This is a genomic window from Enterobacter cloacae complex sp. P27C (genome assembly GCF_014895705.1).
In the GTDB taxonomy this organism is placed as follows: Bacteria; Pseudomonadota; Gammaproteobacteria; order Enterobacterales; family Enterobacteriaceae; genus Enterobacter; species Enterobacter bugandensis.
This window is the reverse complement of record NZ_JADBQB010000004.1, coordinates 51,121-75,800: the sequence shown is the minus strand read 5'-3', so window position 1 is coordinate 75,800 and position 24,680 is coordinate 51,121. Positions and strand designations below refer to the sequence as shown.

Annotated in this window: 27 protein-coding genes; 11 read left to right on the top strand and 16 right to left on the bottom strand. The window is 56.0% G+C overall.

Annotated features, from left to right (window positions below):
• Positions 1–57 precede the first annotated feature (57 nt).
• Complete coding sequence (locus tag IM291_RS09120) at positions 58–882, top strand: AraC family transcriptional regulator (RefSeq protein WP_192986678.1); 825 nt, start codon at positions 58–60, stop codon at positions 880–882.
• A 75-nt stretch (positions 883–957) separates the two neighbouring features.
• Positions 958–1,923, top strand: coding sequence for a DMT family transporter (locus tag IM291_RS09115; protein ID WP_192986676.1), 966 nt, complete (start codon positions 958–960; stop codon positions 1,921–1,923).
• A gap of 38 nt (positions 1,924–1,961) precedes the next feature.
• Here the strand turns inward: IM291_RS09115 and IM291_RS09110 are convergent, their stop codons facing one another.
• On the bottom strand, positions 1,962–3,611 hold the full coding sequence (locus tag IM291_RS09110; protein WP_049119944.1) for a methyl-accepting chemotaxis protein: 1,650 nt from the start codon (positions 3,609–3,611) through the stop codon (positions 1,962–1,964).
• 244 nt (positions 3,612–3,855) lie between these two features.
• Here IM291_RS09110 and ytfE point away from each other — a divergent pair, with 244 nt between their 5' ends.
• Entirely contained in the window at positions 3,856–4,518 is a 663-nt protein-coding gene (gene ytfE / locus IM291_RS09105; RefSeq protein WP_047366985.1) for an iron-sulfur cluster repair protein YtfE, read from the top strand.
• An 86-nt stretch (positions 4,519–4,604) separates the two neighbouring features.
• Here the strand turns inward: ytfE and cycA are convergent, their stop codons facing one another.
• Together cycA and fklB are read right to left on the bottom strand one after the other, a co-directional pair.
• A complete protein-coding gene (gene cycA, locus IM291_RS09100; RefSeq protein ID WP_041911474.1) occupies positions 4,605–6,014 on the bottom strand; it encodes a D-serine/D-alanine/glycine transporter in 1,410 nt (469 codons plus the stop codon).
• Positions 6,015–6,326: 312 nt separating this feature from the next.
• Complete coding sequence (gene fklB / locus IM291_RS09095) at positions 6,327–6,947, bottom strand: FKBP-type peptidyl-prolyl cis-trans isomerase (protein ID WP_008502892.1); 621 nt, start codon at positions 6,945–6,947, stop codon at positions 6,327–6,329.
• Positions 6,948–7,180: 233 nt separating this feature from the next.
• Here fklB and IM291_RS09090 point away from each other — a divergent pair, with 233 nt between their 5' ends.
• Positions 7,181–7,819 (top strand): OapA family protein, encoded by a 639-nt coding sequence (locus IM291_RS09090; RefSeq protein ID WP_028015272.1) that lies wholly within the window; start codon positions 7,181–7,183, stop codon positions 7,817–7,819.
• A 46-nt stretch (positions 7,820–7,865) separates the two neighbouring features.
• On the opposite strand, the gene IM291_RS09085 is transcribed toward IM291_RS09090, so the two are convergent.
• The 5 genes from IM291_RS09085 to rpsF all read right to left on the bottom strand — a co-directional run bounded on the left by IM291_RS09085 (position 7,866) and on the right by rpsF (position 10,388).
• Complete coding sequence (locus IM291_RS09085; protein WP_192986674.1) at positions 7,866–8,795, bottom strand: DMT family transporter; 930 nt, start codon at positions 8,793–8,795, stop codon at positions 7,866–7,868.
• Positions 8,796–8,948: 153 nt separating this feature from the next.
• A complete protein-coding gene (rplI, locus tag IM291_RS09080; RefSeq protein WP_006810372.1) occupies positions 8,949–9,398 on the bottom strand; it encodes a 50S ribosomal protein L9 in 450 nt (149 codons plus the stop codon).
• A gap of 41 nt (positions 9,399–9,439) precedes the next feature.
• Positions 9,440–9,667 carry a 30S ribosomal protein S18 gene (gene rpsR, locus IM291_RS09075; protein ID WP_000135199.1) on the bottom strand — a complete coding sequence of 76 codons (228 nt, stop codon included), beginning with the start codon at positions 9,665–9,667 and terminating at the stop codon, positions 9,440–9,442.
• Between the two features lie 4 nt (positions 9,668–9,671).
• A complete protein-coding gene (priB, locus tag IM291_RS09070) occupies positions 9,672–9,986 on the bottom strand; it encodes a primosomal replication protein N (RefSeq protein ID WP_028015270.1) in 315 nt (104 codons plus the stop codon).
• 6 nt (positions 9,987–9,992) lie between these two features.
• Positions 9,993–10,388, bottom strand: a complete 396-nt coding sequence (gene rpsF, locus IM291_RS09065; RefSeq protein ID WP_192972014.1) for a 30S ribosomal protein S6 — start codon at positions 10,386–10,388, stop codon at positions 9,993–9,995.
• A gap of 339 nt (positions 10,389–10,727) precedes the next feature.
• On the opposite strand from rpsF, the gene yjfY reads away from it, so the two are divergent.
• The gene (gene yjfY / locus IM291_RS09060; RefSeq protein WP_028015269.1) at positions 10,728–11,003 is read left to right on the top strand and encodes a DUF1471 family protein YjfY; all 276 of its coding nucleotides are present in this window, start codon (positions 10,728–10,730) and stop codon (positions 11,001–11,003) included.
• Positions 11,004–11,142: 139 nt separating this feature from the next.
• Here the strand turns inward: yjfY and IM291_RS09055 are convergent, their stop codons facing one another.
• From IM291_RS09055 to ulaA, 6 genes are read right to left on the bottom strand one after another with little or no spacing between them, the layout of a single operon-like run.
• A complete protein-coding gene (locus tag IM291_RS09055; RefSeq protein ID WP_192972013.1) occupies positions 11,143–11,829 on the bottom strand; it encodes an L-ribulose-5-phosphate 4-epimerase in 687 nt (228 codons plus the stop codon).
• Positions 11,822–12,682: an L-ribulose-5-phosphate 3-epimerase gene (locus tag IM291_RS09050; protein ID WP_192972012.1), complete on the bottom strand. Its 861-nt coding sequence runs from the start codon at positions 12,680–12,682 to the stop codon at positions 11,822–11,824. The genes IM291_RS09055 and IM291_RS09050 overlap by 8 nt, the downstream gene beginning before the upstream one ends.
• A 9-nt stretch (positions 12,683–12,691) precedes the next feature.
• Positions 12,692–13,342: a 3-keto-L-gulonate-6-phosphate decarboxylase UlaD gene (gene ulaD, locus IM291_RS09045; RefSeq protein WP_023334265.1), complete on the bottom strand. Its 651-nt coding sequence runs from the start codon at positions 13,340–13,342 to the stop codon at positions 12,692–12,694.
• A 12-nt stretch (positions 13,343–13,354) separates the two neighbouring features.
• Positions 13,355–13,822: a PTS ascorbate transporter subunit IIA gene (ulaC, locus tag IM291_RS09040; RefSeq protein WP_028015266.1), complete on the bottom strand. Its 468-nt coding sequence runs from the start codon at positions 13,820–13,822 to the stop codon at positions 13,355–13,357.
• Between the two features lie 9 nt (positions 13,823–13,831).
• Positions 13,832–14,137 carry a PTS ascorbate transporter subunit IIB gene (ulaB, locus tag IM291_RS09035; protein ID WP_003856022.1) on the bottom strand — a complete coding sequence of 102 codons (306 nt, stop codon included), beginning with the start codon at positions 14,135–14,137 and terminating at the stop codon, positions 13,832–13,834.
• 12 nt (positions 14,138–14,149) lie between these two features.
• Positions 14,150–15,550, bottom strand: a complete 1,401-nt coding sequence (gene ulaA, locus IM291_RS09030) for a PTS ascorbate transporter subunit IIC (RefSeq protein ID WP_192986672.1) — start codon at positions 15,548–15,550, stop codon at positions 14,150–14,152.
• A gap of 358 nt (positions 15,551–15,908) precedes the next feature.
• Between ulaA and ulaG the strand changes: the two genes are divergently transcribed.
• Together ulaG and ulaR are read left to right on the top strand one after the other, a co-directional pair.
• A complete protein-coding gene (ulaG, locus tag IM291_RS09025) occupies positions 15,909–16,973 on the top strand; it encodes an L-ascorbate 6-phosphate lactonase (RefSeq protein WP_006810379.1) in 1,065 nt (354 codons plus the stop codon).
• 110 nt (positions 16,974–17,083) lie between these two features.
• Positions 17,084–17,839, top strand: a complete 756-nt coding sequence (ulaR, locus tag IM291_RS09020; RefSeq protein WP_024907324.1) for an HTH-type transcriptional regulator UlaR — start codon at positions 17,084–17,086, stop codon at positions 17,837–17,839.
• On the opposite strand, the gene yjfP is transcribed toward ulaR, so the two are convergent.
• Complete coding sequence (gene yjfP, locus IM291_RS09015; protein WP_048957686.1) at positions 17,836–18,558, bottom strand: esterase; 723 nt, start codon at positions 18,556–18,558, stop codon at positions 17,836–17,838. The genes ulaR and yjfP overlap by 4 nt on opposite strands.
• A gap of 137 nt (positions 18,559–18,695) precedes the next feature.
• On the opposite strand from yjfP, the gene bsmA reads away from it, so the two are divergent.
• From bsmA to IM291_RS09000, 3 genes are all read left to right on the top strand, one after another.
• Positions 18,696–19,025: a biofilm peroxide resistance protein BsmA gene (bsmA, locus tag IM291_RS09010; protein ID WP_028015263.1), complete on the top strand. Its 330-nt coding sequence runs from the start codon at positions 18,696–18,698 to the stop codon at positions 19,023–19,025.
• Positions 19,026–19,161: 136 nt separating this feature from the next.
• Positions 19,162–19,449 (top strand): DUF1471 family protease activator YjfN, encoded by a 288-nt coding sequence (gene yjfN / locus IM291_RS09005; protein ID WP_032644956.1) that lies wholly within the window; start codon positions 19,162–19,164, stop codon positions 19,447–19,449.
• Positions 19,450–19,620: 171 nt separating this feature from the next.
• Positions 19,621–21,552, top strand: a complete 1,932-nt coding sequence (locus IM291_RS09000; protein WP_192986670.1) for a methyl-accepting chemotaxis protein — start codon at positions 19,621–19,623, stop codon at positions 21,550–21,552.
• On the opposite strand, the gene IM291_RS08995 is transcribed toward IM291_RS09000, so the two are convergent.
• The gene (locus IM291_RS08995) at positions 21,549–23,171 is read right to left on the bottom strand and encodes an isovaleryl-CoA dehydrogenase (protein WP_048998725.1); all 1,623 of its coding nucleotides are present in this window, start codon (positions 23,169–23,171) and stop codon (positions 21,549–21,551) included. The genes IM291_RS09000 and IM291_RS08995 overlap by 4 nt on opposite strands.
• Before the next feature lie 194 nt (positions 23,172–23,365).
• On the opposite strand from IM291_RS08995, the gene IM291_RS08990 reads away from it, so the two are divergent.
• Positions 23,366–24,640: an MFS transporter gene (locus tag IM291_RS08990; RefSeq protein WP_028015259.1), complete on the top strand. Its 1,275-nt coding sequence runs from the start codon at positions 23,366–23,368 to the stop codon at positions 24,638–24,640.
• The last annotated feature ends 40 nt before the right edge of the window (positions 24,641–24,680 follow it).

Here is a 24,680-nt window from a genome sequence, read left to right as displayed (position 1 = left end):
GTGGCATCCCCTCGGGTCATCTCTGATAATGAAGCGATGACCCAGAGGAGGCTCACCGTGCAAGGCGTACCGGAACAGTTTATTGATGAGAGAGACAGCGCGCGCTTTCGCCATCTGGCGGAGCTGCCGGGCCTTGAACTCTATCACGCGCATATCTCTGACTACGCCTTTGAGCCCCACACCCATGAAGCCTTCGGCATCGGCACCATCGAAACCGGCGCCGAACGCTTTCGCTATCGCGGCACCCAGCATCTCGCACCTGAAAAATCCGTTGTTACCATGAACCCGGACGAGATCCATACCGGGGAGTCCGCGACCGAAGACGGCTGGCGCTACCGGATGGTCTACATCGAACCCGATCTTCTGGAAGAGGTAACCGGCCTGCGCCACTGGTGGTTCAGCGACGTAACCCGTTACGACCCGCAGCGCTCTCAGCAGATCGGCAGGCTAATTTACGGCCTGTGGCATACGGACGATCCGCTGGCGCAAAAAGGCTTATTGCTGGATCTGATCGAGACCTTTCAGCCGCTAGCCCATCACGCGCCGGTGGTTCAGGAAGGCGCACACCGTTTCGAGCGCGTGCGCGAGTATTTGCACGACAACTATATGCACGCCCTGACGCTGGACGAACTGGCGAACGTTGTCTCGCTCAGCCCGTACCATTTCCAGCGCCAGTTCAAAGCCCATTTTCACGTTACGCCGCACCAGATGTTGATGGCCATCCGCCTGTGGCGCGCCAAGGCGTTTCTCACCCATGGTATGCCCGCCGCCGAAGTCGCCGCCGCAACGGGGCTGACCGACCAGTCGCATTTAACCCGCGCCTTCACCCGCCGCTACGGCATTACGCCCGTGCGCTACCAGAAACAGGTCACCCGGCGCTAATGCGCAATCTCATACAATACGCGCGCGTTTCCCCCTTCTAGACTGAGTGCAGAGTAAATCAATGTGGATGGAAAAATGATTAGCGGCGTGTTGTATGCCCTGCTTGCAGGTCTGATGTGGGGGCTGATCTTTGTCGGCCCTCTGATCGTGCCGGAATACCCGGCGATATTGCAGTCTACCGGACGTTATCTGGCGCTCGGGCTGATTGCCCTTCCTCTGGCATGGCTGGGGCGTACGCGCTTGCGACAGCTCAGCCGTCAGGACTGGGGCACCGCGCTGGCGCTGACCATGATGGGCAATCTCATCTATTACGTCTGCCTGGCAAGCGCCATTCAGCGAACCGGAGCGCCGGTGTCGACCATGATTATCGGCACGCTGCCGGTGGTCATCCCCATCTTCGCGAATCTGCTCTATAGTCATCGGGACGGCAAGCTGGCGTGGTCGAAAATGATACCCGCCCTGGCCTGCACCGCAGTGGGGCTGGTGTGCGTCAATATCGCCGAGCTGCGCCACGGCCTGGCAGACTTCAGCTTATGGCGTTACGGTTCGGGGATCGTTTTAGCGTTCATCTCGGTCGCGTGCTGGGCCTGGTACGCCCTGCGCAATGCGCGCTGGCTGCGGGAGAACCCGGACAAACACCCGATGATGTGGGCAACGGCGCAGGCGCTGGTCACGCTCCCCGTCTCGTTAGTGGGGTATGCCGGCGCATGCCTCTGGCTGGGTCATCAGCAGCCGGAATTTGCCCAGCCCTTCGGGCCAAGACCCTGGGTCTTTATTGGCTTAATGGTTGCGATTGCGGTGCTGTGCTCCTGGGTGGGCGCGCTGTGCTGGAACATTGCCAGCCAGAAGCTGCCGACGGTGATCTTAGGGCCGCTGATTGTGTTCGAAACCCTGGCCGGGCTGCTGTACACCTTCCTGATGCGCCAGAACGTGCCGCCGCTGTTAACGGCCTCCGGGATCGCGCTGCTGGTGGTGGGGGTGGTGATGGCGGTAAGAGCGAAGCCGGAAAAACCGAGGGTTGTTCCGGCTTCGGAGGTATGATTTTGCCGGGTGGCGGCTACGCCTTACCCGGCATGATGTTAAAACGTTTCCCAGTTCGCTTCAGACGCCGTCGCTGCTGGCTGCGCTTTTGGCACATAGGTTTTCACCGGTGCCGCTTTGACCGCCTGATTACGCGTTATTTTGAACACTGCTACCGCTTCGTTCAGGCGTGCGGCCTGATCTTCCAGCGCCGCCGCCGCCGCCGCAGACTCCTCCACCAGCGAGGCGTTCTGCTGGGTCACGCGGTCCATCTCGGCTACCGCCTGACCAACCTGGTCGATACCGCGGCTCTGCTCGTCAGAGGCAGAGGCAATTTCGCCCATGATGTCGGTCACGCGGGTAACCGCGTTAACGATTTCCGCCATCGTCGCGCCCGCTTCGTTCACCAGCTGCGAGCCGGCGTTCACGCGCTCGCCGGAATCATCGATCAGCGCCTTAATCTCTTTTGCCGCCTGGGCGCTGCGCTGGGCAAGCGTGCGTACTTCTCCTGCAACCACCGCAAAGCCACGGCCCTGCTCGCCCGCACGCGCCGCTTCCACCGCCGCGTTCAGCGCCAGAATGTTGGTCTGGAAGGCAATGCCGTCGATAACATTAGTAATTTGCGCGATTTTGCTGGAGCTGGTGGCGATCTCGTCCATGGTGCGCACCACGCCTTCCACCACGTTACCGCCCTTCTTCGCGGTTGAGGAGGCATCCAGCGCCAGACGAGACGCCTGACGCGCGTTATCCGCGTTCTGCTTCACGGTGGCGGTCAGCTGTTCCATGCTGGCAGCGGTCTCTTCCAGAGACGCGGCCTGCTGCTCGGTACGGGAAGAGAGGTCGTTGCTGCCCGCCGAGATTTCACCCGCACCGGTATAGATGGTGTCTGCGCCTTCACGCACCACGCCCACAGTGTTCGCCAGCGAGGTTTGCATCTCCTGCACGTTGCGCGCCAGGATAGCCATTTCGTTTTTGCCTTCAGCCTGAATCGGCTGGGTTAAATCCCCTGCCGCGATGGCGCGGATATGGTTGATCACCTCTTCCAGCGGCAGCAGCAGCACCCGGCGCATGGCGATCCAGCTGGAGATAATCACCGCAATGACGAGGATCATGACGGCAGAAAGGATCCACAGGATGTGCTTGTAGTCGCTTTCGTTATCCTGAATGCCTTTACTGGTGAGCGCAGCCTGCGCCTCGCGCCACTCTCGATAGACCTTTTGCATTGCCGTCTGCTTCTGTTCGGCATTCTGCTTGAACATATCTTCCAGGTTGCCCTGGCCCAGCAGAACGTTCATTTGCGTCAACGTGGCGGAGTAGATGCGGTACTGCTCTTCCAGCCGATCGGCCAGGTTCTCATCCAGACCCGGGGTATTCGGCAGGGCGTAGTATTTGTCGTAATGGACCTGCGCATTGGCCAGCAGATTTTTCGCGGTGTTAACCAGCTCGTTCAGCTGTCCGCCGTTAATCTGAGAGGCCATGCTGCTTTGCAGACGCAGCATCCCGCGGTTTAGCGTGACGCGCGCCTGGTTCAGGCTGATCCAGGCGTCGGTAAATTCCGCCACGTTCTGGCTGGAAAGCTGCGACACGGTGAAGTTGTCTTTATCGTTATTCAGCGCGTTGATAAAGATACCCGCGGAAATCACTTGCATGATGCCGAGCACAAGCAGCACCGAAATAAGAAGAGTAATGACTTTTATACGTTTAAACATGCGTTGCCTTTGTTATATGCAGGTTTGTCTGACGTGTATCTATCGGCACGCGCGGCGGGTTGTTTACTGTTTCTCCACCTTTAAAAACTTTCTAAACCACTTTCCTAAATCCATTCAGAGAGTTAAACGGGACATTTTTTTGTGATCCGCGCCGCACTTTACCCCTTCCCTCTAAAGGGTTATAGCGCCGCCTTAAAGATGCATTTAATATGCATCTTATATTCTTGATGACGAGGTAACTGCTATGGCCTTTCGCGACCACCCCCTCGGCGAGCTGGCGCTCTCCATCCCTCGCGCTTCCGCGCTGTTCCGTAAATACGATATGGATTACTGCTGCGGCGGTAAGCAAACGCTGGCGCGAGCGGCCTCGCGCAAGGAACTGGACGTGGAGGCTATCGAAGCGGAACTGGCGCTGCTGGCTGAACAGCCTGTTGAAAAAGACTGGCGTACCGCCCCGCTCACGGAAATCATCGACCATATCATCGTGCGTTACCACGACCGCCACCGTGAACAGCTGCCTGAGCTGATCCTGCAGGCAACGAAAGTTGAGCGCGTACATGCCGACAAGCCTTCCGTGCCGCGCGGTCTGGCAAAATACCTGACCATGCTGCATGAAGAGCTTTCCAGCCACATGATGAAAGAAGAGCAGATCCTCTTCCCGATGATTAAACAGGGAATGGGAAGCCAGGCGATGGGACCTATCAGCGTAATGGAAAGCGAGCACGATGACGCGGGCGAACTGCTGGATGTGATCAAACACACCACTAACAACGTCACGCCGCCGCCGGAAGCGTGCACCACCTGGAAAGCGATGTACAACGGCATTAACGAGATGATTGACGACCTGATGGAGCACATCAGTCTTGAGAATAACGTGCTGTTCCCGCGGGCATTGGCGGGGGAATAAAAAAGCCCGGTGGCGCTAGCGCTTACCGGGCCTACAACGTCCTCGAACATAGGCCGGGTAAGCGTCAGCGCCACCCGGCAATATGCTTAACGCATGCCTGCCATCCGTTTCTTACCGATAAACAGCCAGCCCAGCCCCAGCGCGATAAACCACAGCGGCGTGACGATCAGCGCCTGACGGGTGTCATCTTCGAGCGTCAGCAGCACCAGCACGAACACGAAGAACGCCATGCACACCCAGCACATCAGCTTGCCCAGCGGCATCTTGTAGATCGACTTCTCATGCAGGTGCGGACGCTGTTTGCGGTACACGAGGTACGAGCACAGGATAATGGTCCAGACGAACATGAACAGGATCGCCGACACGGTGGTGATCATGGTAAACGCGCCAATTACGCTTGGGTTCACATAGAGCATCACCACACCACCCAGCAGGCACATGCAGGAGAAGGTCAGCCCTTTTGCCGGTACGGCACGCTTAGAGAGCTTGGCGAACGCGCTCGGCGCTACGCCCTCCTGCGCCAGACCAAACAGCATACGGCTGGTTGAGAACACGCCGCTGTTCGCAGAAGATGCCGCAGAAGTCAGCACCACGAAGTTAATCAGGCTCGCCGCAGCAGGCAGCCCTACCAGAACGAACAGCTCAACGAACGGGCTCTTGCTGGGCACCACGGAGCTCCACGGCGTCACGGACATAATGATGATCAGCGCGAAGACGTAGAACATGATGATACGCACCGGTATGGAGTTGATGGCGCGCGGCAGGGACTTCTCCGGATCTTTGGTTTCCGCAGCGGTCGTTCCGACAAGCTCAATCCCCACAAACGCAAACACCGCAATCTGGAAGCCCGCAAAGAAGCCGCTGATGCCTTTCGGGAACCAGCCACCGTCGTTCCACAGATGGGTGAAGGACGCCTGAACGCCCGTTGGCGACTGGAAGTGCGTCAGGACCATCACCAGGCCCACCACAATCAGCCCTACGATAGCGACAATCTTGATCATCGCGAACCAGAACTCCATCTCACCGAACATTTTCACGGTGGCGAGGTTCAGGCTCAGCAGCAGAATAATCACCGCCAGCGAGGCGACCCAGTCCGACAGCCCCGGGAACCAGAACTGCGCGTAAGCGGTAATCGCCACGACGTCCGCCATGCCGGTGACCACCCAGCAGAACCAGTAGGTCCAGCCGGTAAAATAGCCCGCCCACGGGCCGAGCAGGTCCGACGCGAAGTCGCTGAAGGATTTGTATTCGAGGTTCGAGAGCAGCAATTCACCCATTGCGCGCATCACGAAGAAGAGCATAAAACCGATGATCATATAAACGAAGATGATCGACGGCCCGGCAAGACTGATGGTTTTGCCCGACCCCATAAACAGCCCGGTGCCGATGGCACCGCCGATGGCGATAAGCTGTATATGACGGTTTGTGAGATTGCGCCGTAGCGACTGTTCAGACGTCGCCTCTTCTGCAGCGGCGACTTTGACCTGATCTACCATGTAATTTTTCCTGTTTATGCCTGTCTGTGTTGTTAAGGCTCTTCTGGCCTTTAAAAACGTCAAATAAATGACGGTCCCTTCGTAAGGGTTTATCGATATTAGGTAAGAATCGGCGGGATGAATACTATGATTTAGATATTATGTTAATAATATGTTGAAAGTGAGTGTCATATCACTCATACAGCGCGAAACAGCTCACAAAAATACACGCAACAGTTTCGTTTGCAAGATAAAATGTTGATTCCGTCGTAACTATGGGTTTTATCACTATTTTCCTCTCCCCGGGCGGAGAGAGGAAATAAGAAAAGTCGATTACAGGATTTCCAGCAGCTCGACTTCAAATACCAGGGTGCTGAATGGCGGGATGGACGCGCCAGCGCCACGCTCGCCGTAAGCCAGGTTGTGCGGGATGGTCAGTTCCCATTTGGAACCCACTGGCATCAGGGTCAGGGCTTCGATCCAGCCCGCGATAACGCCGTTGACCGGGAACTCAGCCGGTTCGCCGCGCGCCACGGAGCTGTCGAACACGGTTCCGTCGATCAGCTTACCGGTATAGTGCACGCGAACGTGGTCGGTACGCGCCGGGATAGCGCCGTCGCCCTGGTTGATCACGCGGAACTGCAGGCCGGATTCGGTGCTGTTCACGCCTTCGCGCTCGCGGTTCTCTTCCAGATATTTCACGCCTTCGGCTGCCATCTCTTCGAAGCGCGCGCGACGCACAGCGTCAGCACGTTCGTGGATTTCACGCAGCGCACGATGCACAACGTCAACCGGAACGGCAGGCTGTTTGCCTTCCAGCGCATCAGCGATACCCGCCACCAGCGCTTCAGGTAACAGACCTTCCAGGCCGGATTCGCTCAGCTGCTGTCCTACCTGCAAGCCGATACCGTAACTTGCCTGCGCTTCGATAGTGTCAAAAGTCGGGGTGGTCATGGGTTTTCCTTCCATCACATTTAAAGTAGCGGGCAGCATATCAGCCATGCCCTTATGGGTAAAACTTTGTCTGAAGTTAAGGTGACAAACCGCGACGAAACAGAAACAATAGAGACAACCAGGATTAATCCCGAACTGATGTCACGGATGTCCGGTTTGCTACGTCGTTCAGGCAGTTAGCGAACTATACTTCGAAGCACAGGATATAAAAGACGCGGAGCAGGAGGAGAGCCATGCCCGGGCGATTTGAACTGAAACCTACCCTGGCGAAAATCTGGCAGGCGCCGGACAATTTTCGCATTATGGACCCGCTGCCTCCTCTGCACCGCAGGGGGATCATCATTGGTGCGCTGATGGTGATCGTGGGCTTCCTGCTTCCTTCCGGCGGTGATGATGTTGATACCGCGCCGGTCACCCGCAATGCGCAGCTGGATCTTCAGTCGCAAACGCGGCCGCAGCCTGACGCGCAGCCGATGCAGACGCAGCTGGTAACTCCGTCTAACGATCCGGGTCAGGTCGCGCCTGTTGAACCCGAACCCGTTCAGGATGAACAGGAGCAGGCCGCAGCGCCGTCTGAGCCGCAAACCCAGCAGCCGACCGGCATTGAGCAGCAGTGGCGTTCCTATCGCGTGGAGCCGGGCAAAACCCTGGCACAGCTTTTCCGCGACCACAACCTGCCGCCGACCGACGTGTATGCCATGGCAAAAGTGGAAGGCGCAGGTAAACCGCTGAGTAACTTACAGAACGGCCAGATGGTGCAGATTCGCCAGAACGCCAGCGGGGTGGTCACCGGGCTGACCATTGATACCGGAAATGGGCAGCAGGTGCTGTTTACCCGCCAGCCAGACGGCAGTTTCATCAGAGCACGTTAATGGCGTATGCCGGGTAAGGCGAAGCCGCCACCCGGCACTTTTGTTCTCAGACACTCCGTTTATTCACCCACCAGATCCCCGAGCAGACCAGCACCAGCGCAATCGCATATTTGATATCCAGGATGTTTTCGCCGAGGAAGATGGCGGAAAGCACCGTCCCTGCAACAGGAATGACAAAGTTGAACGGAGCAATCATGCTTACCCGGTTCACTTTCAGCAGCGCGCTCCACAGGGCGAACGCCACCGATGAGAGCAGCGTCAGATACCCCAGCACCGCAACGGCCTTCATGCTGTGCACTTCCAGCGTTCCGCCCGTGGCATAACCTCCCGCAACCAGCGCAGCCCCGCCTATCGCCAGCTGCCAGCCGGTCATCACCGTTGGGTCGACGGTCTGGGAAATACGTTTCCCGTAAAGCGTGGCGGCAGAGAGAATAAAAGCCGCCAGCACCACAAAACCGTCGCCTTTCCAGACAAACTGGAAATCGCTTAACCCACTGTGAAAGTTCACCAGCATCACACCGGCAAACCCAAGAATACAGCCCAGCGTTTTGTTATAGCTGAGTTTGTCATTGTGGTAGATAAAGTGCGCCAGCAGTACGCTGAAGAAAGTCCCGGTGGCGTTCATGATTGAGCCGTTTACCCCCGTCGTGTAGGCCAGTCCTATATAGAAGAATGTGTACTGAATGGTGGTCTGGGTCAGCCCGAGGATCGTGAGCTGGCCAAACTGCGCGGGCGTGAGCCTGCCAATCGGTTTGCGCTGGGCCAGCGCAAACAGCAGCAGCAAGGCACCGGCAAACAGAAAACGGTATCCGGCAAAAACGACTTTGGAGGGAATATCATCGGTCGCGATCTGAAAGAGTTCGTAGCCATTTTTAATGGCCGGGTACGAGCTCCCCCAAAGCAGGCAGCAGAGCGTGGCGCAGGCGTAGGCCACATGTCGACGGGCAAAGACGGGCGTGGGCAGAGCGGTATCCATGACAAATCTCATAAATAAAATTGCGTTTCAATTTATTATCAGAGAATGCGTCAGGAATAGCTACCATACGAGATAAAAAGAGAATTTCCGGTAGCCTTAAAAAAGCAAAACGCCGGCACAAGGCCGGCGCTTCGACGCGAGCAGAGTAAAAAATTACTCAGCTACAACGTTAACAACCAGTTTAGCGAACACTTCGCTGTGAACCTGGAAGTCAACTTCGTGCTCACCAGTGGTACGCAGAACGCCGTTCGGCATGCGAACTTCGCTCTTAGCCACTTTAACGCCTGCTGCAGTAACTGCATCAGCGATATCGCGGGTACCGATGGAACCGAACAGTTTACCTTCGTCGCCAGCTTTGGAAGCGATGGTAACAGTGCCCAGTGCGTTGATTGCTTCAGCGCGAGCGTTAGCAGCCGCCAGAACGTCAGCCAGTTTGGCTTCCAGTTCAGCGCGACGTGCTTCGAAAAACTCTACGTTTTTCTTAGTAGCTGGAACAGCTTTACCCTGTGGAACCAGGAAGTTACGAGCGTAGCCCGCTTTAACGTTAACCTGATCACCCAGGCTGCCCAGGTTTGCTACTTTATCAAGCAGAATAACTTGCATTACCTTATCCTCTTAAAGTCGTATTAATGGACCGTGCCCGATTACTGATGACGATCAGTGTACGGCAGCAGGGACAGGTAGCGAGCGCGTTTGATAGCGCGAGCCAGCTGACGCTGATATTTTGCACGAGTACCGGTGATACGGCTTGGGACAATCTTACCGCTTTCGGTGATGTAGTTTTTCAGCGTTGCGATATCTTTATAGTCGATCTCTTGAACGCCTTCCGCGGTGAAACGGCAGAACTTGCGACGACGGAAATAACGTGCCATATGGCTAGTCTCCAGTATCTATCAAATCAATCTGCTCGGCATGCAGAACCATTTTGCTCAGGCCGTTCTTTGCCTTGTGGCAAGAGATGAACCCCTGAACGATTACTGCGCTACCGACCGTTAAACTGTGAGTAATGGCCTGGTTTTCGTGTCCGCTAATAATAACGGGCATTTGGCACCACGCCTGCCGGTGAAACCCGGCTTCCTCTTGCACAGAACGATGCTCAAGCACGAACTGGCAATGCGGAATTCCTGATGGACTGACCTTTCGAAGGGGAGCCCTGCATACGATGCCGGACAACGCCAGACGGTTGGTCATCAGAAATTACTCTTCAGAATCCCCAGCATCAGAATCATCTGCGGTTTCGTTTGCGAAATCATCGCGACGCTCACGGCGCTCGTCTTTCGCTTTAACCATCGGAGATGCTTCGGTAACTGCGTTTTTGGTACGCATAACCATGCTGCGGATAACGGCATCGTTGAAGCGGAAGGTAGTTTCCAGCTCATCGATCACTTCCTGCGGCGCTTCAACGTTCATCAGAACGTAGTGTGCTTTGTGCAGTTTGTTGATCGGGTAAGCCAGCTGACGGCGGCCCCAGTCTTCCAGACGGTGGATCGTACCATCTGCACCAGTGATGGCAGCAGAGTAACGCTCGATCATACCCGGAACCTGTTCGCTCTGGTCAGGATGGACCATAAAAACGATTTCGTAATGACGCATCGAATTGCTCCTTACGGATTATTCAGCCTCCTGTCTGGGTCAGCCGAGGCCCGGGGAGGCAAGGAACGTGTTAAAGGTCGGCTGAAAAATTGACGCGTCATAATACTTGCCCCCCCCAGGAAACTCAAGCTGATTGCACAAATAATTCGCACAAAGCGTAAAGCTGGTCTAAGTGGGTGATTTAAAATTAATCGCATCAGGAAGCGTTGTTTTTTTGAACAACTGCATCAGAAATGGTCACGCATCCCCGCCGGAGGAATGATTACACTTTAATCAGAGATCAACTGAATTAAAGAAGGAGTATTTCCCTCACACAGCACGCAGTCGTGGAGCGCAATCATGAAAAAAATCGCAGTAGCCATAATGGCGGTGCTTTTGCTCAGTGCAAACGCGATGGCAGCCATCAAAATAGACGGCCGGCAGGCCAGAAACATGGATGATGTGCACAGCTTGGGCGTAATCTATATCAATCATAATTTCGCCACTGAAAGCGAAGCAGATCGGGCACTAAATGAAGAGACCGATGCCCAGGGCGCAACCTATTACCACGTGATGTTAACCCGTGAGCCCGGCAGCAACGGCAATATGCACGCCAGTGCAGATATCTACCGGTAACCCTTAACGCTAGCACCAGGAAAGCCAACAACGAGAACATAGCCATAGTTGACGTTGCCCCCTGTCCGGGGGCTTTTTTTGTGAATGGCTCCGGAATACCACCGGTTACAACTGTTTTTCGGTATTCCAGAGCACTTATTCACTTCTGCCCGTAGTAGGCATTCGGGCCGTGCTTGCGCATGAAATGCTTGTTCATCAGGTAATCGTCAATGCCCTGAAGCTGTGGGTTGATGCCGCGGGCAATCCACGCCATGCGCGCCACTTCCTCCATGACAACCGCATTATGAACGGCGTCGTGGGCATCTTTACCCCAGGAGAACGGACCGTGCTGATACACCACAATCCCCGGCGTATGCAGCGGTTCAGTTTCACCCAGCGTTTCGATGATGACCTTCCCGGTGTTGAGCTCGTATTCGCCTTCCACTTCAGCCTGCGTTAATGCGCGCGTGCAGGGGATGTCGCCAAAGAAGTAGTCCGCATGCGTTGTTCCCAGCGCCGGAATCGCCAACCCCGCCTGTGCCCAGGCGGTGGCGTGCGTGGAGTGGGTATGCACAACGCCACCCAGCGATGGATAACGCTGGTACAGCGCCAGATGGGTCGCCGTATCAGAAGAAGGACGCCATTTGCCCTCAACGACGTTTCCTTCGAGGTCGACCACAACCATATCGTCCGCTTTCATGGTTTCATACGCCACGCCGCTCGGCTTGATCACAACCAGACCTTGTTCTCGGTCGATGGCGCTCACGTTGCCCCAGGTGAACGTTACCAGGCCATAGCGCGGCAGATCCATATTGGCCTCAAAGACCTGCTGTTTCAGCTTAAGCATGTTCAGCCTCCAGTAACCCCGCGCGCGCCATACGCTCGCGCACCCAGTCCCGCGCTTTTGCCACTTCCGCAGCCGGATCGTCTGACGTTTCGCTCCACATCTCAATCAGATAAGGCCCGCAATACCCTGTCTGTTTGAGCGTCTCGAAGCACCGTTCGAAATCCACCACCCCGGTGCCGAACGGTACGTTTTTAAACACGCCAGGGCGGGTATCTTTGACGTGCACCGCCACGATATGCCCGATGCCCGCCCGCAGCTCCATCTGCACGTCGTTATCCCAGGCCGACAGATTGCCGATATCCGGATAAAGCTGGAACCAGGGGTTATTCAGATAGTGCGCATAGCCCAGCGCCTTGCTGATGGAGTTCATCAACGGGTAGTCCATGATCTCCATCGCCAGCGTGACCTGCGCGCGGCTTGCCATCTCAACGCTCTCTTTCAGGCCGTCACGGAAACGACGGCGCGTTTCGTCGTTGGCTTCCTGATAGTAGACGTCGTAACCCGCCAGCTGGATCACGCGGATGCCGACATCCTGCGCAAAACGAATGGCTTTGCGCATGATCTCCAGCCCTTCAGCGCGCACGGCATCGTCTTCACTGCCGAGCGGAAAACGGCGGTGGGCGCTCAGACACATGGACGGCACGCGCACGCCGGTTTCGGCAATGGCGCCCACCAGCGCCAGGCGCTGCTCGCGACTCCAGTCCAGGCGAGAAAGGCGCACATCCGTCTCATCCACGGACATTTCGACAAAATCGAAACCCAGCTGTTTTGCCAGCCGTAACCGCTCCAGCCAGCACTCCCCTGCAGGGAGTGCCTTTTCATAGATGCCAAGCGGGACCTGTTTTGACAACATACCCGCTCCTTAACCCCAAAGCTGAGCGATTGAGCGTTTGAACTGACGCGCCGCTTCCACCGGAGATGCCGCGTCGCGAATGCTGCGGCCAGCGATAAAGACGTGAATAGGGATACCCTGGAACAGCGGCAGATCTTCCAGCGCCAGGCCACCGGTGACGGTGACTTTGAAGCCCATATCCGCCAGACGCTTAATCGCGCTGATATCCGCTTCGCCCCACGCCACGCCTGCGGCTTGCGCATCGCGGCTGCGGTGATACACCACCTGCTGGATGCCCGCATCGCGCCACTCCTGCGCCTGCTCCCAGGTCCAGAAGCCGGTCAGTTCAATCTGCACGTCGCCGTTAAACTCTTTTGCCACGTCCAGCGCGCCTTTGGCGGTGTTGATATCCGCACAGCAGATCACGGTGACCCAGTCGGCGTTGGCTTCAAAGCACATGCGGGAAAGGATTTTGCCTGCGTCAGCAATCTTGGCATCCGCCAGCACGATTTTGTGCGGATAGAGCGCTTTCAGGTCACGAACGGCGCGCACGCCTTCGCCCACGCACAGAATGGTCCCCACTTCGATGATATCCACCTCTTCCGCAATCAGGCGGGTGGTTTCGTAAGCGTGAGACAGCGTCTGGTTATCCAGCGCAACTTGCAACATTGGTAATGACATGTTCAATTCCTCTTAAACGGCCGCCGCAGTGGCGTTATCAATTAAATCCAGCACTTCCTGCGCGGTGCGGCAGGCGCGTAAACGGTCAAAATTGGCTTCGTCATCAAACAGGTTGACGATCTGCATGATGCCCACCTCCTGGTGGGTGTTGGCATCAACGGCCGCCATGGTGATGAGAATGTCGACCGGGTCGTTATCTTCGTGGTTGAACACCAGCGGCGTTTTCAGCGTCACCAGTGCAAAACCGGTTTTCTTGACGCCCTCTTCCGGGCGGCCGTGCGGCATGGCCAGGCCCGGCGCAATCACGAAATAGGGGCCGTGCTGCGCCACGCCATCCAGAATGGCCTGGTAATAGCGCGGCTCGACAACGTCCGCCTTAACCAGCAGATCCACACTCAGCTTCACCGCTTCCTGCCAGGTGCTGGCGTCGGCCTGTAAAAGGATGGAGTTATTCTCTGCCAGCGAATCACGTAGCTTCATGTGGCATCCTTACTTCACGTCTTGTGGGAAGTGTTCTTTGATTACTTCCAGCAGTTTTGGCCCGAAATCCGCAGGCGACAGCATGTTGCGCACGCCTACCACATATTTGTTGCCCGACACGCTAATCTCACCGGCAATATGAGTTGAAGCGATGATGATGTCCGCGCCGTTCAGTTCACTTTTGTATTCACCCACTGCGCAGCTGTTCACCGTGTGGTCGATGTTTGACTGGGTCAAAAACTGGTCCACTTTCATCTTCATGATCATGGAGCTACCTTGCCCATTGCCACACACAGCCAGGATACGTACGGTCATAATCGAAACTCCTTAATGAGCAGACACTTCTGCTGTTTGTTTTTCCGCATCTTCTTCAGCTCGCAGCGAACGGCCAGCGAAGAACATATAAGCCAGAGCAATCAGGATGATGACGGCCATAAAGGCCAGACCGACGGAGGCAAAGCCCTGCATCATCGGTGGGGCCAGAATTGACCAGTCCGCCATGCCCATCCAGGCGCTCATACCGGTGAGCTTGACCGCCCACACGCAACCGAAGATTTCCACCATGCCCATCACCAGGCAGATCTTGAGCGCCGCGCGCCAGCCGCCGAAGTGGTTCGCAAACACGCCAATGGTGGCGTTGGAGAAGAACATCGGGATAAAGCCAGGAATGATCAGGATTGAGGAGCCGCAGCCCACCAGGATGCCCACCGCAATCAGCTGGCCGATGGTGCCCCACATAAAGCCCCAGACGACGGCGTTTGGCGCAAAGCTATAGATAGCCGCACAGTCAATCGCCAGTACCGCACCAGGGATCAGGCGCTGAGAGATGCCGTTAAAGGCTTCCGACAGCTCGGCGACGAACATACGCACGCCCTGAGTGATGATGAAAATCGCTACCGCGAAGGAGAAACCGGTCTGCAGGATATAGACCGTCCAGTGGGTTTTACCCGCCATCGCCTGCACGACGTCAATGCCGAAAGAGAGCAGAATGGCGCCGAAGAAGATGGTCATCACAATCGCGGTGGAGACGATGTTGTCGTGGAAGATATTCAACCAGCCAGGCAGTTTGAGGTCTTCGACACTCTCCTCTTTTTTGCCCAGGTACGGCGCAACTTTATAGGCAATCCAGGCGGCAAACTGCTGCTGGTGACCGATGGAGAAGCCACAGCCGTCGGTCACGATCTGCGTTGGCTTGTACATCATGTTGGAGGTGATACCCCAGTAGAGCGAGACCAGCACCGCGGTGCAGATAATCGTGGTCCACATTGGGTAACCGAAGATATAGAGAGAAACCGCGATCAGCCCCGCCTGCTGGAACATGATGTGCCCGGTGAGCATGATGGTGCGAATGCCGGTAATGCGGCGCAGGAGCACGTAAATGATGTTCAGCGTCAGCGCGAGCAGCACCGCATACCCCACCCAGCTATAGGCATCACCCATGCGATCGATGGTCGCCATCATTGAGGCGTAGGTATCAGAGATAGCGCCGTTGATGCCATACACTTCCGACATTTTGGCGACGACCGGCTTAAACGTGCTGGTCAGAATGCCTGACCCCGCCTGCAACAGCATGAAACCGATAATGGTTTTGATGGTGCCTTTAATAATCACGCTGACGCTTTTGCGCAGCAGGATGTAGCCCAGGCACGTCACGATACCCAGCAACAGCGGGGCGTTGGTCATTACCTGATTAAAGAAAACGGTAAAGACGTTGTAGAGGATCTCCATAACTCTCTCCAGAAATGAGAACACGAGGGGCAATCCCTGTGCGGTTGGTGCCATCACTCTATTAATCACAAATAATCACCACAAGATTGCATTTGATTATTTGTGACGCATCACGCAATTTATTTCCATGCTGTTAGTAATGATTTTCACTACCGTACCACAAAAATAAATTAATCCTTATAATTCATAAAATTAATGTTTAATGCAGGATAATCTAACAAGTAAAGAGTGGAGAGTCCGTGAAGTCGCGCAGATAAAATTCCGCATTTTGACCATTGCAAAGCACGTTAAATAGTGCCAGCATTAATCATAACGAATCACCATGTGATTACTTTTGATTAAACCAGGAGTCAAAACGATGAGTAAAGTGAAAACCATTACCCGTGAATCATGGATTCTGAGCACCTTTCCGGAGTGGGGTAGCTGGCTGAACGAAGAGATCGAGCAGGAACAGGTTGCTCCTGGCACGTTTGCAATGTGGTGGCTGGGCTGCACCGGTATCTGGCTGAAATCTGAAGGCGGCGCCAATATCTGCGTCGATTTCTGGTGCGGCACCGGCAAACAGAGCCACGGTAACCCGCTGATGAAAAAAGGCCACCAGATGCAGCGTATGGCCGGCGTGGAAAAGCTCCAGCCGAACCTGCGCACCACGCCGTTTGTGCTTGATCCTTTTGCCATTCGCCAGATCGATGCCGTGCTTTCTACTCACGATCATAACGACCATATCGACGTGAACGTGGCGGCAGCGGTGATGCAAAACTGCGCGGACGACGTACCGTTTATCGGGCCGCAAACCTGCGTAGATCTCTGGATTGGCTGGGGCGTGCCGAAAGAGCGCTGCATCGTGATGAAGCCTGGCGACGTGGTGAAAATTAAAGACATTGAAATCCACGCGCTGGATGCCTTTGACCGTACCGCGCTGATTACCCTGCCGGCCGACCAGAAGGCTGCTGGGGTACTGCCAGACGGCATGGACGAGCGTGCGGTGAATTACCTGTTCAAGACGCCGGGCGGCTCCCTGTATCACAGCGGTGATTCCCACTACTCTAACTATTACGCGAAGCACGGCAACGAACATCAGATTGACGTGGCGCTGGGCTCGTACGGGGAAAACCCGCGCGGTATTACGGATAAAATGACCAGCGCCGATATGCTGCGCATGGCGGAAGCGCTCAACACCAAAGTTGTGATCCCGTTCCACCACGATATCTGGTCAAACTTCCAGGCCGATCCGCAAGAGATCCGCGTGCTGTGGGAGATGAAAAAAGACCGCCTGAAGTACGGCTTTAAGCCCTTTATCTGGCAGGTAGGCGGCAAGTTCACCTGGCCGCTGGACAAAGACAATCTTGAGTATCACTACCCGCGCGGCTTCGATGATTGCTTCACCATTGAGCCAGATCTCCCGTTCAAATCCTTCCTCTGATTGTGAGGCCACATCGCCAGACCCTGTGTCTGGCGATTTCATATTTATTTTAGTAATTTCACGCTATTTCAAATATCATCTTTTCAAATCAATTCTTATCGGAATAGCTCATGACGGAAGCGCAACGGCATCAAATTTTACTGGAACTCCTGGCGCAAACAGGGTTTATCACCGTCGAGAAAGTGATCGAACGTTTAGGGATCTCCCCCGCCACCGCGCGGCGAGACATCAACAAGCTGGATGAGAGCGGCAAGCTGAAAAAAGTCCGCAACGGCGCAGAAGCCATCAGCCAGCAGCGTCCACGCTGGTCGCCGATGAATATTCATCAGGCGCAGAATCACGATGAAAAAGTACGGATTGCCAGAGCGGCGTCGCAGCTGGTGAACCCCGGTGAGAGCGTCGTCATCAACTGCGGCTCCACGGCGTTTTTGCTGGGCCGTGAAATGTGCGGCAAGCCGGTGCAAATCATTACCAACTATTTACCGCTGGCTAACTACCTGATCGATCAGGAACATGAAAGCGTGGTGATCATGGGCGGCCAGTACAACAAAAGCCAGTCCATCACGCTCAGCCCGCAAGACAGCGAAAACAGTCTCTACGCCGGGCACTGGATGTTTACCAGCGGCAAAGGCCTGACCGCTGACGGCCTGTATAAAACCGATATGCTGACCGCGATGGCGGAACAAAACATGCTCAACGTGGTGGGCAAGCTCGTTGTGCTGGTCGACAGCAGCAAAGTCGGTGAACGCGCAGGCATGCTGTTCAGCCGCGCAGAACAGATCGACATGGTGATCACCGGCAAAGGGGCGAACCCCGAGATCCTCCAGAAGCTGGAAGATCAAGGGGTGAAAGTCCTGCGCGTTTAAAGATGCTTGCGGAAAAACGCCACCGTGGCGTCCAGCGCCGCTGGCGTGATGCGGTGGCGGACGCCTGTTTCCCACAAACAGGTCAGATTAGCGTCCAGTCCTTCATTCTTTAACGCCTGCTGCAGGCGGAAGGTTCCATCGGGCGGGACAACATCGTCCGCATCACCATGCCATAGCAGCAGCGGGCGATCGGCCAGACGCGGCAATGCCCGGGTCACTTCCCACTCTGCCAGCATCGGCGTAATTTCCGTTAAATCCTGAGGGGGGAAAAGCGTCTTCGCCAGCGAGGTAAAATATCCCGAGCCCATCAGACAGGCAACAGACCGCACGTCAGGATGATGCGTCATAATCCCCAGTGCCGTCATGCCACCCATGGACGCCCCGGCCACCGCCAGCCGATTATCGGCCACCAGCCCAGCCTCATAAAGCGCATCGCGCAGCCCGGCAAACTCGGTCAGGCTGCCGTGCAGAATGTGCCAGAACTGCCCCAGTCGCGCCCGCTCATTGCCCGTAAAGCGCGCGCCGTGGTCAGGCGCATCCGGCATTACCACGCGAAAACCCGCCTGAGCCAGCGCCACTGCAAAATAACTGTAAACCAGTTTCGATGAGGTAAACCCATGATAAAAAACCACAACAGGCAGCGATTTATCACGTTTCCCTGCCGGCACAGCGTGTAAAATTTCATGGTCGCCGAGATGGCGTATTTCAATTTCAATCATTGTCGACCCTGTACGAATGAATGATTCATAATGTTGAGAACTGGATTACGGTTTGACGCTATTTTCATTCGAAAATTACGCCCCAGATAACACTTCGGGAACATTCCCCCAAAACTAAATTCGCAGACAACTACACTATGGCTAACAGGAAACGAGATATGGTTATGCACAGGTTTGCTGCTTTATTGCTGGTGTTTCTGCTCAGCGGCTGTAGCGCACTGCAGGGTACACCGCAACCCGCTCCCCCGGTTGCCGATCATCCGCAGGAGATTCGTCGTAATCAGACGGAAGGATTACAGCGAATGGGCACCGTCTCCGCGCTCGTTCGCGGTTCGCCGGATGATGCAGAAGACGCAATAAAGGCACAAGCCGTCGCTGCCAAAGCAGATTATTACGTCATTATTATGATCGACGAAACCATCATAACGGGACAGTGGTATTCACAAGCCATTTTGTACCGGAAATAATGGTTTACCTTTGAACGACATTTACACTGCTTTGCGTCCATAGACATTTTCCTGTCCACAATAAACTCCATGCCAGCGACAAGGAATGGGAGTTTATTCGCGAAGGATTGCCCGGCGGATACCGGAAATATGTGAAATGGAGCTGACGATGAAACGAACTCTTGCTTTGACCTCTCTGTTGCTCTCTGCAGGCCTGGTGAGCACCACCGCGCAGTCAGCAGAATTCGCCAGTGCGGATTGCGTAACAGGTCTGAATGAAATAGGCCAGATCTCCGTCAATAACATTCCGGGGAGCCCGCAAGACGTTGAACGTATCGTGGCATTAAAGGCCGATGAACAGGGCGCGTCATGGTATCGCATCATCCAGATGCAGGAAGATAACCATATCGACCAGTGGCGGGTACAGGCCATTCTCTACGTATAAATCCTTCCTGATAAAAGCCACTTATTTTTAGTGGCTTTTCGTTTTTGCAAATTTTTTATCTAATTTAAAACCACTCTAAAACAATAAAATAACATTTTGTTACATTAATTCAGTAAACGTAATCTCCGCTCTGCCGTTGAAGAACCATACCTTTTCAATGATGAGCAATTTATGATCAATGTTTTCCGCCGTGCGGGCCTAGGAACAAAGCTGTCGCTGCTGACGGGCGTCAGTGTCGCCACGCTGTTTCTGCTTTTCACTTTCCTGCTCAGCCAAAAAGCCAGCCAGCAGCTTGAAGCCCTCGCGGTCGAAGATCTGCATAATCAGTCCACCGGTATGGTCGACATGGTGCAGATGTTTAATACCAGCCTGAGCGAAGAAGTCGAAAGCTACACCAGACTGTTTACGACATTTCTGCCTCAGCCGTTTAGCGTCGATACTCAACAGATCCGGACCATAAACGGGCTCGCCGTTCCCCTGCTGAAAGGGGGCGACGCTGAACTCCATGAAAATACAACGTTTTCTGATGATTTTCTGAGCCGTACGGGAGCGATCTCAACGCTGTTTGTTCGCAGCGGTAACGACTTCATTCGCGTTGCCACCTCCCTGCGCAAAGAGAATGGCGAACGCGCTATCGGGACGGTTTTGGACACGAGCAGCCCGGCGTTTGCCTCCGTCACGAAAGGCGAAGTGTACCGCGGCCTGGCGCTCCTGTTTGGCAAGCGCTACATAACCCAGTACCAGCCCGTGAAGAACAGTGACGGTCAGGTTATCGGGATCATCTTCGTTGGGGTGGATATCACTCACTCCTGGAATGTCATGCGCGAGAAAATCCTCAACCGCCGCCTGGGCGAGAGCGGGCACTTTTTCGTGCTGGACCGCAGCAACGGCAAAACGCGCGGTCAGTATCTGTTCCACGCCAGCGAAGAGGGAAAACAGCCGAAGTGGGATAGCACCACCCAACAGCAGCTGTTGAGCGATTCCTCAGGCTCGCTGGAACGCGTAAGCGACGACGGTCGCACGCTGAAAATGGCCTATACGCCGCTGCCCGGCTGGAACTGGACCATCGTCGGTGAAGTGGATAAATCAGTCCTGCTCTCAAGCGTTAACGCTATGCGCGATCGTTTCCTGCTGGCCGGCGTAGCGTTGTCTGTCCTCTTCGCGGGCCTGTTTGTGGTGCTTATTCGCCGGATGCTGACCCGTCCGCTGCGTAACGTGATTGACCTTGCCCGCCAGTATGCCGCGGGCGATCTACGCTCCAGCCTGCCCGTGACCCGACAGGATGAGGTTGGCCAGCTGGTTGAAGCCATTAACGGTATCGGTGGTGGGCTACAAAAAATTGTCCTGCAGGTCCGCGAGGCCGCGGGCGAGATCCATCTGGGCACCAATGCGCTGGCCTCCGATACAGGAGACATCTCCGAGCAGATCAACAAGCAGGCCAGCAGCGTTGAAGAGACCTCCGCCAGCATGGAGCAACTGGCCGCGACCGTGCAGCAAAATGCCGCCAACATGGAGCAAACGCAGCAGTTGGTAGTTGAGACCTCGCGCGCGGTTCATCAGGGTGGAGAAACGGTGACCCATGCGGTTGCCACCATGGACGACATTCGCGAAGCGTCAAAACGTATCGAAGACATCACCCGCGTGATCGAGTCCATCGCGTTCCAGACTAATATTCTGGCGCTGAATGCGGCGGTAGAAGCGGCACGCGCAGGCGAGCACGGAAAAGGTTTTGCCGTGGTCGCGCAGGAAGTTCGCGCCCTGGCAGGTCGAAGCGCCAACGCGGTGAAGGAGATTGAACATCTGATTGGCGATACCCTGCGAAAAGTGGGCGAAGGCCACGCGCTGTCTGAACAGACGCGTCTGGCGATGGATTCCATCATCGTTCATATCGACAACATAAGCCAACTGGTCACGGAGATTAACCACGCGTCACGCGAGCAGTCCGCGGGGATCGGCCAGGTCAATCTTGCCATGACCCACATTGGCGAAGCGTCGCATATCAATGCCGATCGCATCTCACGCAGCGAGCAAACCGCACGCACGCTGCGCGAGAAAGGGTCACACCTTACCCAACTGGTCAGCCTGTTCCAGCTTAAACGCTAGCCAACCCTGCCCGTGGCGCGCAGCAGCAGATCGCTTTGCACCTGCTCATTCATGAGCGTACCGCCACGGGTATCCAGCATCATGCGGCACCACGCCTGCGCCACGGGCGGCGATGCGTGCCGCAGCATCTGGCTGCCGGCCCCCAGCAAAAAGAGCTGCTGAGCGATCTCCCTCCCCTGCGCCTCCTGCGGTTTACGCAGCTTTTGCTGAAGCTGCCGCCAGCTGCGGTCAAAGTGTCTGTCCTGCCCTTTGACCTGGGCAAACTCGTCGGCAAGCAGGTCGTGGATACCTGGCTGCTTCGCCAGCACGCGCAGCACGTCCAGGCACATGATATTGCCCGATCCTTCCCAGATGCTATTCACCGGCATCTCGCGATACAGGCGTGGAAGTTCATTCTCCTCGCAGTACCCGACGCCGCCGAGTGCCTCCATCGCCTCCGCCACGAACGGAATGCCCGCTTTGCACACGCTGAATTTTGCGGCCGGGGTAAAAAGCCGCGCCCAGGCGGCCTCCTGCGGGTCGGTGCGGTTATCCCACGCCCGGGCCAGACGGAACAGCAGCGCCGTGTGCCCCTCCAGCACCAGCGCCATACGGCTTAGCACTTCACGCATTAGCGGCTGATCGATAAGATTTTTGCCGAAGGTCTGACGCTGATGGGCGTGGTACAGCGCCACGGAAAGCGCCCGGCGCATTAGCCCGTGGCTGCCCAGCGCACAGTCGAAGCGCGTCAGCCCGCCCATCTTCAGGATTTGCCGCACGCCTTCTCCCTCTTCACCCAGCAGCCAGCCGGAGGCATCGAGGAACTCCGCCTCGCTGCTAGCGTTCGAGCGGTTGCCGAGCTTGTCTTTCAGACGTTCCAGCCGTACGGCGTTGCGCTGTCCGTCGGGTAAGAAACGCGGGACAAAGAAGCATGACAAACCGCCTTTCGCCTGCGCCAGCACCAGATGCGCATCGCTCTGCGGCACGGAGAAAAACCACTTGTGGCCCACCAGACGGTAGCTGCCGTCGCTGCATTTTTCCGCTCTGGTGGTGTTGCTGAGCACGTCCGAGCCGCCCTGCTTTTCCGTCATTCCCATGCCGATCAGCAGGCCGCGCTTTTGCCCACCCGGCGCGAGATGGGGATCGTAACGGTCGCTCATCAGCGGCGTTAACCATTCATGAAACGGTTTGGGCAGCGACTGCTGCAACAGCGGCGTGGCGGCGAAGGTCATGGTCACCGGGCATAACGTCCCCGCTTCTACCTGAGCATGGAGCACGAAGCGCGCGGCCCTGGCGACGAAAGAACCTTTTCGTGCCTCTTCCTCCCATGCCAGATTATGTACCCGGTTAGCGCAGAGCCCCTGCATCAGCAGGTGCCATGCCGGATGAAAGCGGACGTCATCCAGCCGCTCTCCCGTGGGGTCGTAGCGTAATAGCTCCGGCGGATTCACGTTCGCCAGCCTGCCCAGCTCCAGCGACTCCGCCGTGCCTAACTGTTGTCCAATGCTGGCAAGAAGATCCATATCCCACTCGGCACCCTCGCGCGCAACCGCGTCGCGCAGGGCGCAGTCAGAGAGGAAAAGGTTGCTGTTAGAGAGTGGGGCTGGTTGATTAAAAACGGTATGGGTCTGCCAGTGCATGCTGTCTCCCTCCTTCAGTGGCAATGAAGGTAAGTATGGACAGACCGTATGAACGCTGCATGGGAGTGAGGTCACACGATGGCGATCCCGCTGATATCATTCGTGAAATAGCTCACAGAACATAAGAATAAACTATTTCATTACTCCGCTTATGTTGAATAATTTATTCTTAACCCGTCTTTGTGAGGATCGTTATGCAACAGGATGCGCACAAGCGAGCATTAATTGCAGGCTCCATTGGTAACTTTATCGAGTGGTATGAGTTTGCGGTCTACGGTTTTCTGGCGACCGTGATTGCGAAGAACTTCTTCCAGCTTGAGGGAGAGGCGGGACTGACCAGTCTGATCCTCACCTGGGCCTCGTTTGCCATTGCCTTCTTCTTCCGTCCGCTGGGTGCGGTGGTATTTGGCCGCATTGGTGACAGGATAGGCCGAAAACCGACGCTGATTATTGTGCTGGTGCTAATGACGCTCGCCACCACGGCCATCGGCATCGTGCCCGTCTACGCCAGCATCGGCATTGCTGCGCCGCTGATCGTTACGCTGCTGCGCATCCTGCAGGGCCTGTTCGCGGGCGGCGAATACGGCGGTGCGGTCTCACTGATGACGGAGTTCGCACCGCGCGGCAAGCGCGGTCTGTACGGCGCGTGGCAGTCCTTTACCGTGGCGCTCGGGCTGCTAGCAGGCGCAGGTATTGTCGCGCTGCTCTCTGCCCTCCTCACGCCTGAAGCCCTGCACGACTGGGGTTGGCGCATTCCTTTCTTCCTTGCCCTGCCGATGGGCGCGGTCGCGCTATGGCTGCGGGTGAGCATGGAAGAGACGCCGAGCTTTGTGCAGCAGAAGGAAAAAGCGGTCATTGCTCAGGCCAGTACTTCCGCCACGCTCAAAACCATCCTGATGGGCATTGGCCGCGTGATGGTCTGGTCCGCGGCGGGGTATACCTACCTCGTGATCATGCCGACCTATCTGCAGTCTGCGCTGCACACCGGGTTTAATCAGGCGCTGCTGATAGCGGTGATTTCTAACATTGGGTTTGCGCTCACCATCATTCCGTCGGGAATGCTGAGCGACAGGATCGGGCGGCGAACGGTGATGATTATCGCCACCGTGCTCCTGCTGATCCTCGCCCTGCCGCTGCTGAAAATTTTGCAGGCAGAGTCCAGTACGATGGCGGTCAAAGCGATTGTGGTGCTGATTGCGGGCGGTCTGGTGGGCATGCTGGCGGGGCCGGGCCCGGCGATGCTGTCTGAGATGTTCCCGACGCGCGTGCGCTATACGGGACTGGGGCTGGCCTATTCGTTATCGAACGCGATTTTTTCGGGCTGTGCGGGGTTAATTATTACCGGGCTGATTAAGCAGACGGGCAACCTGGACATTCCGGCCTATTATGTGATGGCAACGGCGGTGGTGAGTATTTTTGCGCTGATGACGCTCAGGAAGGATGACCATTTACGGTCGTTAGAGGAGTGAGGTTGTCACCGTCTGGCGCCCTCACCCCGGCCCTCTCCCA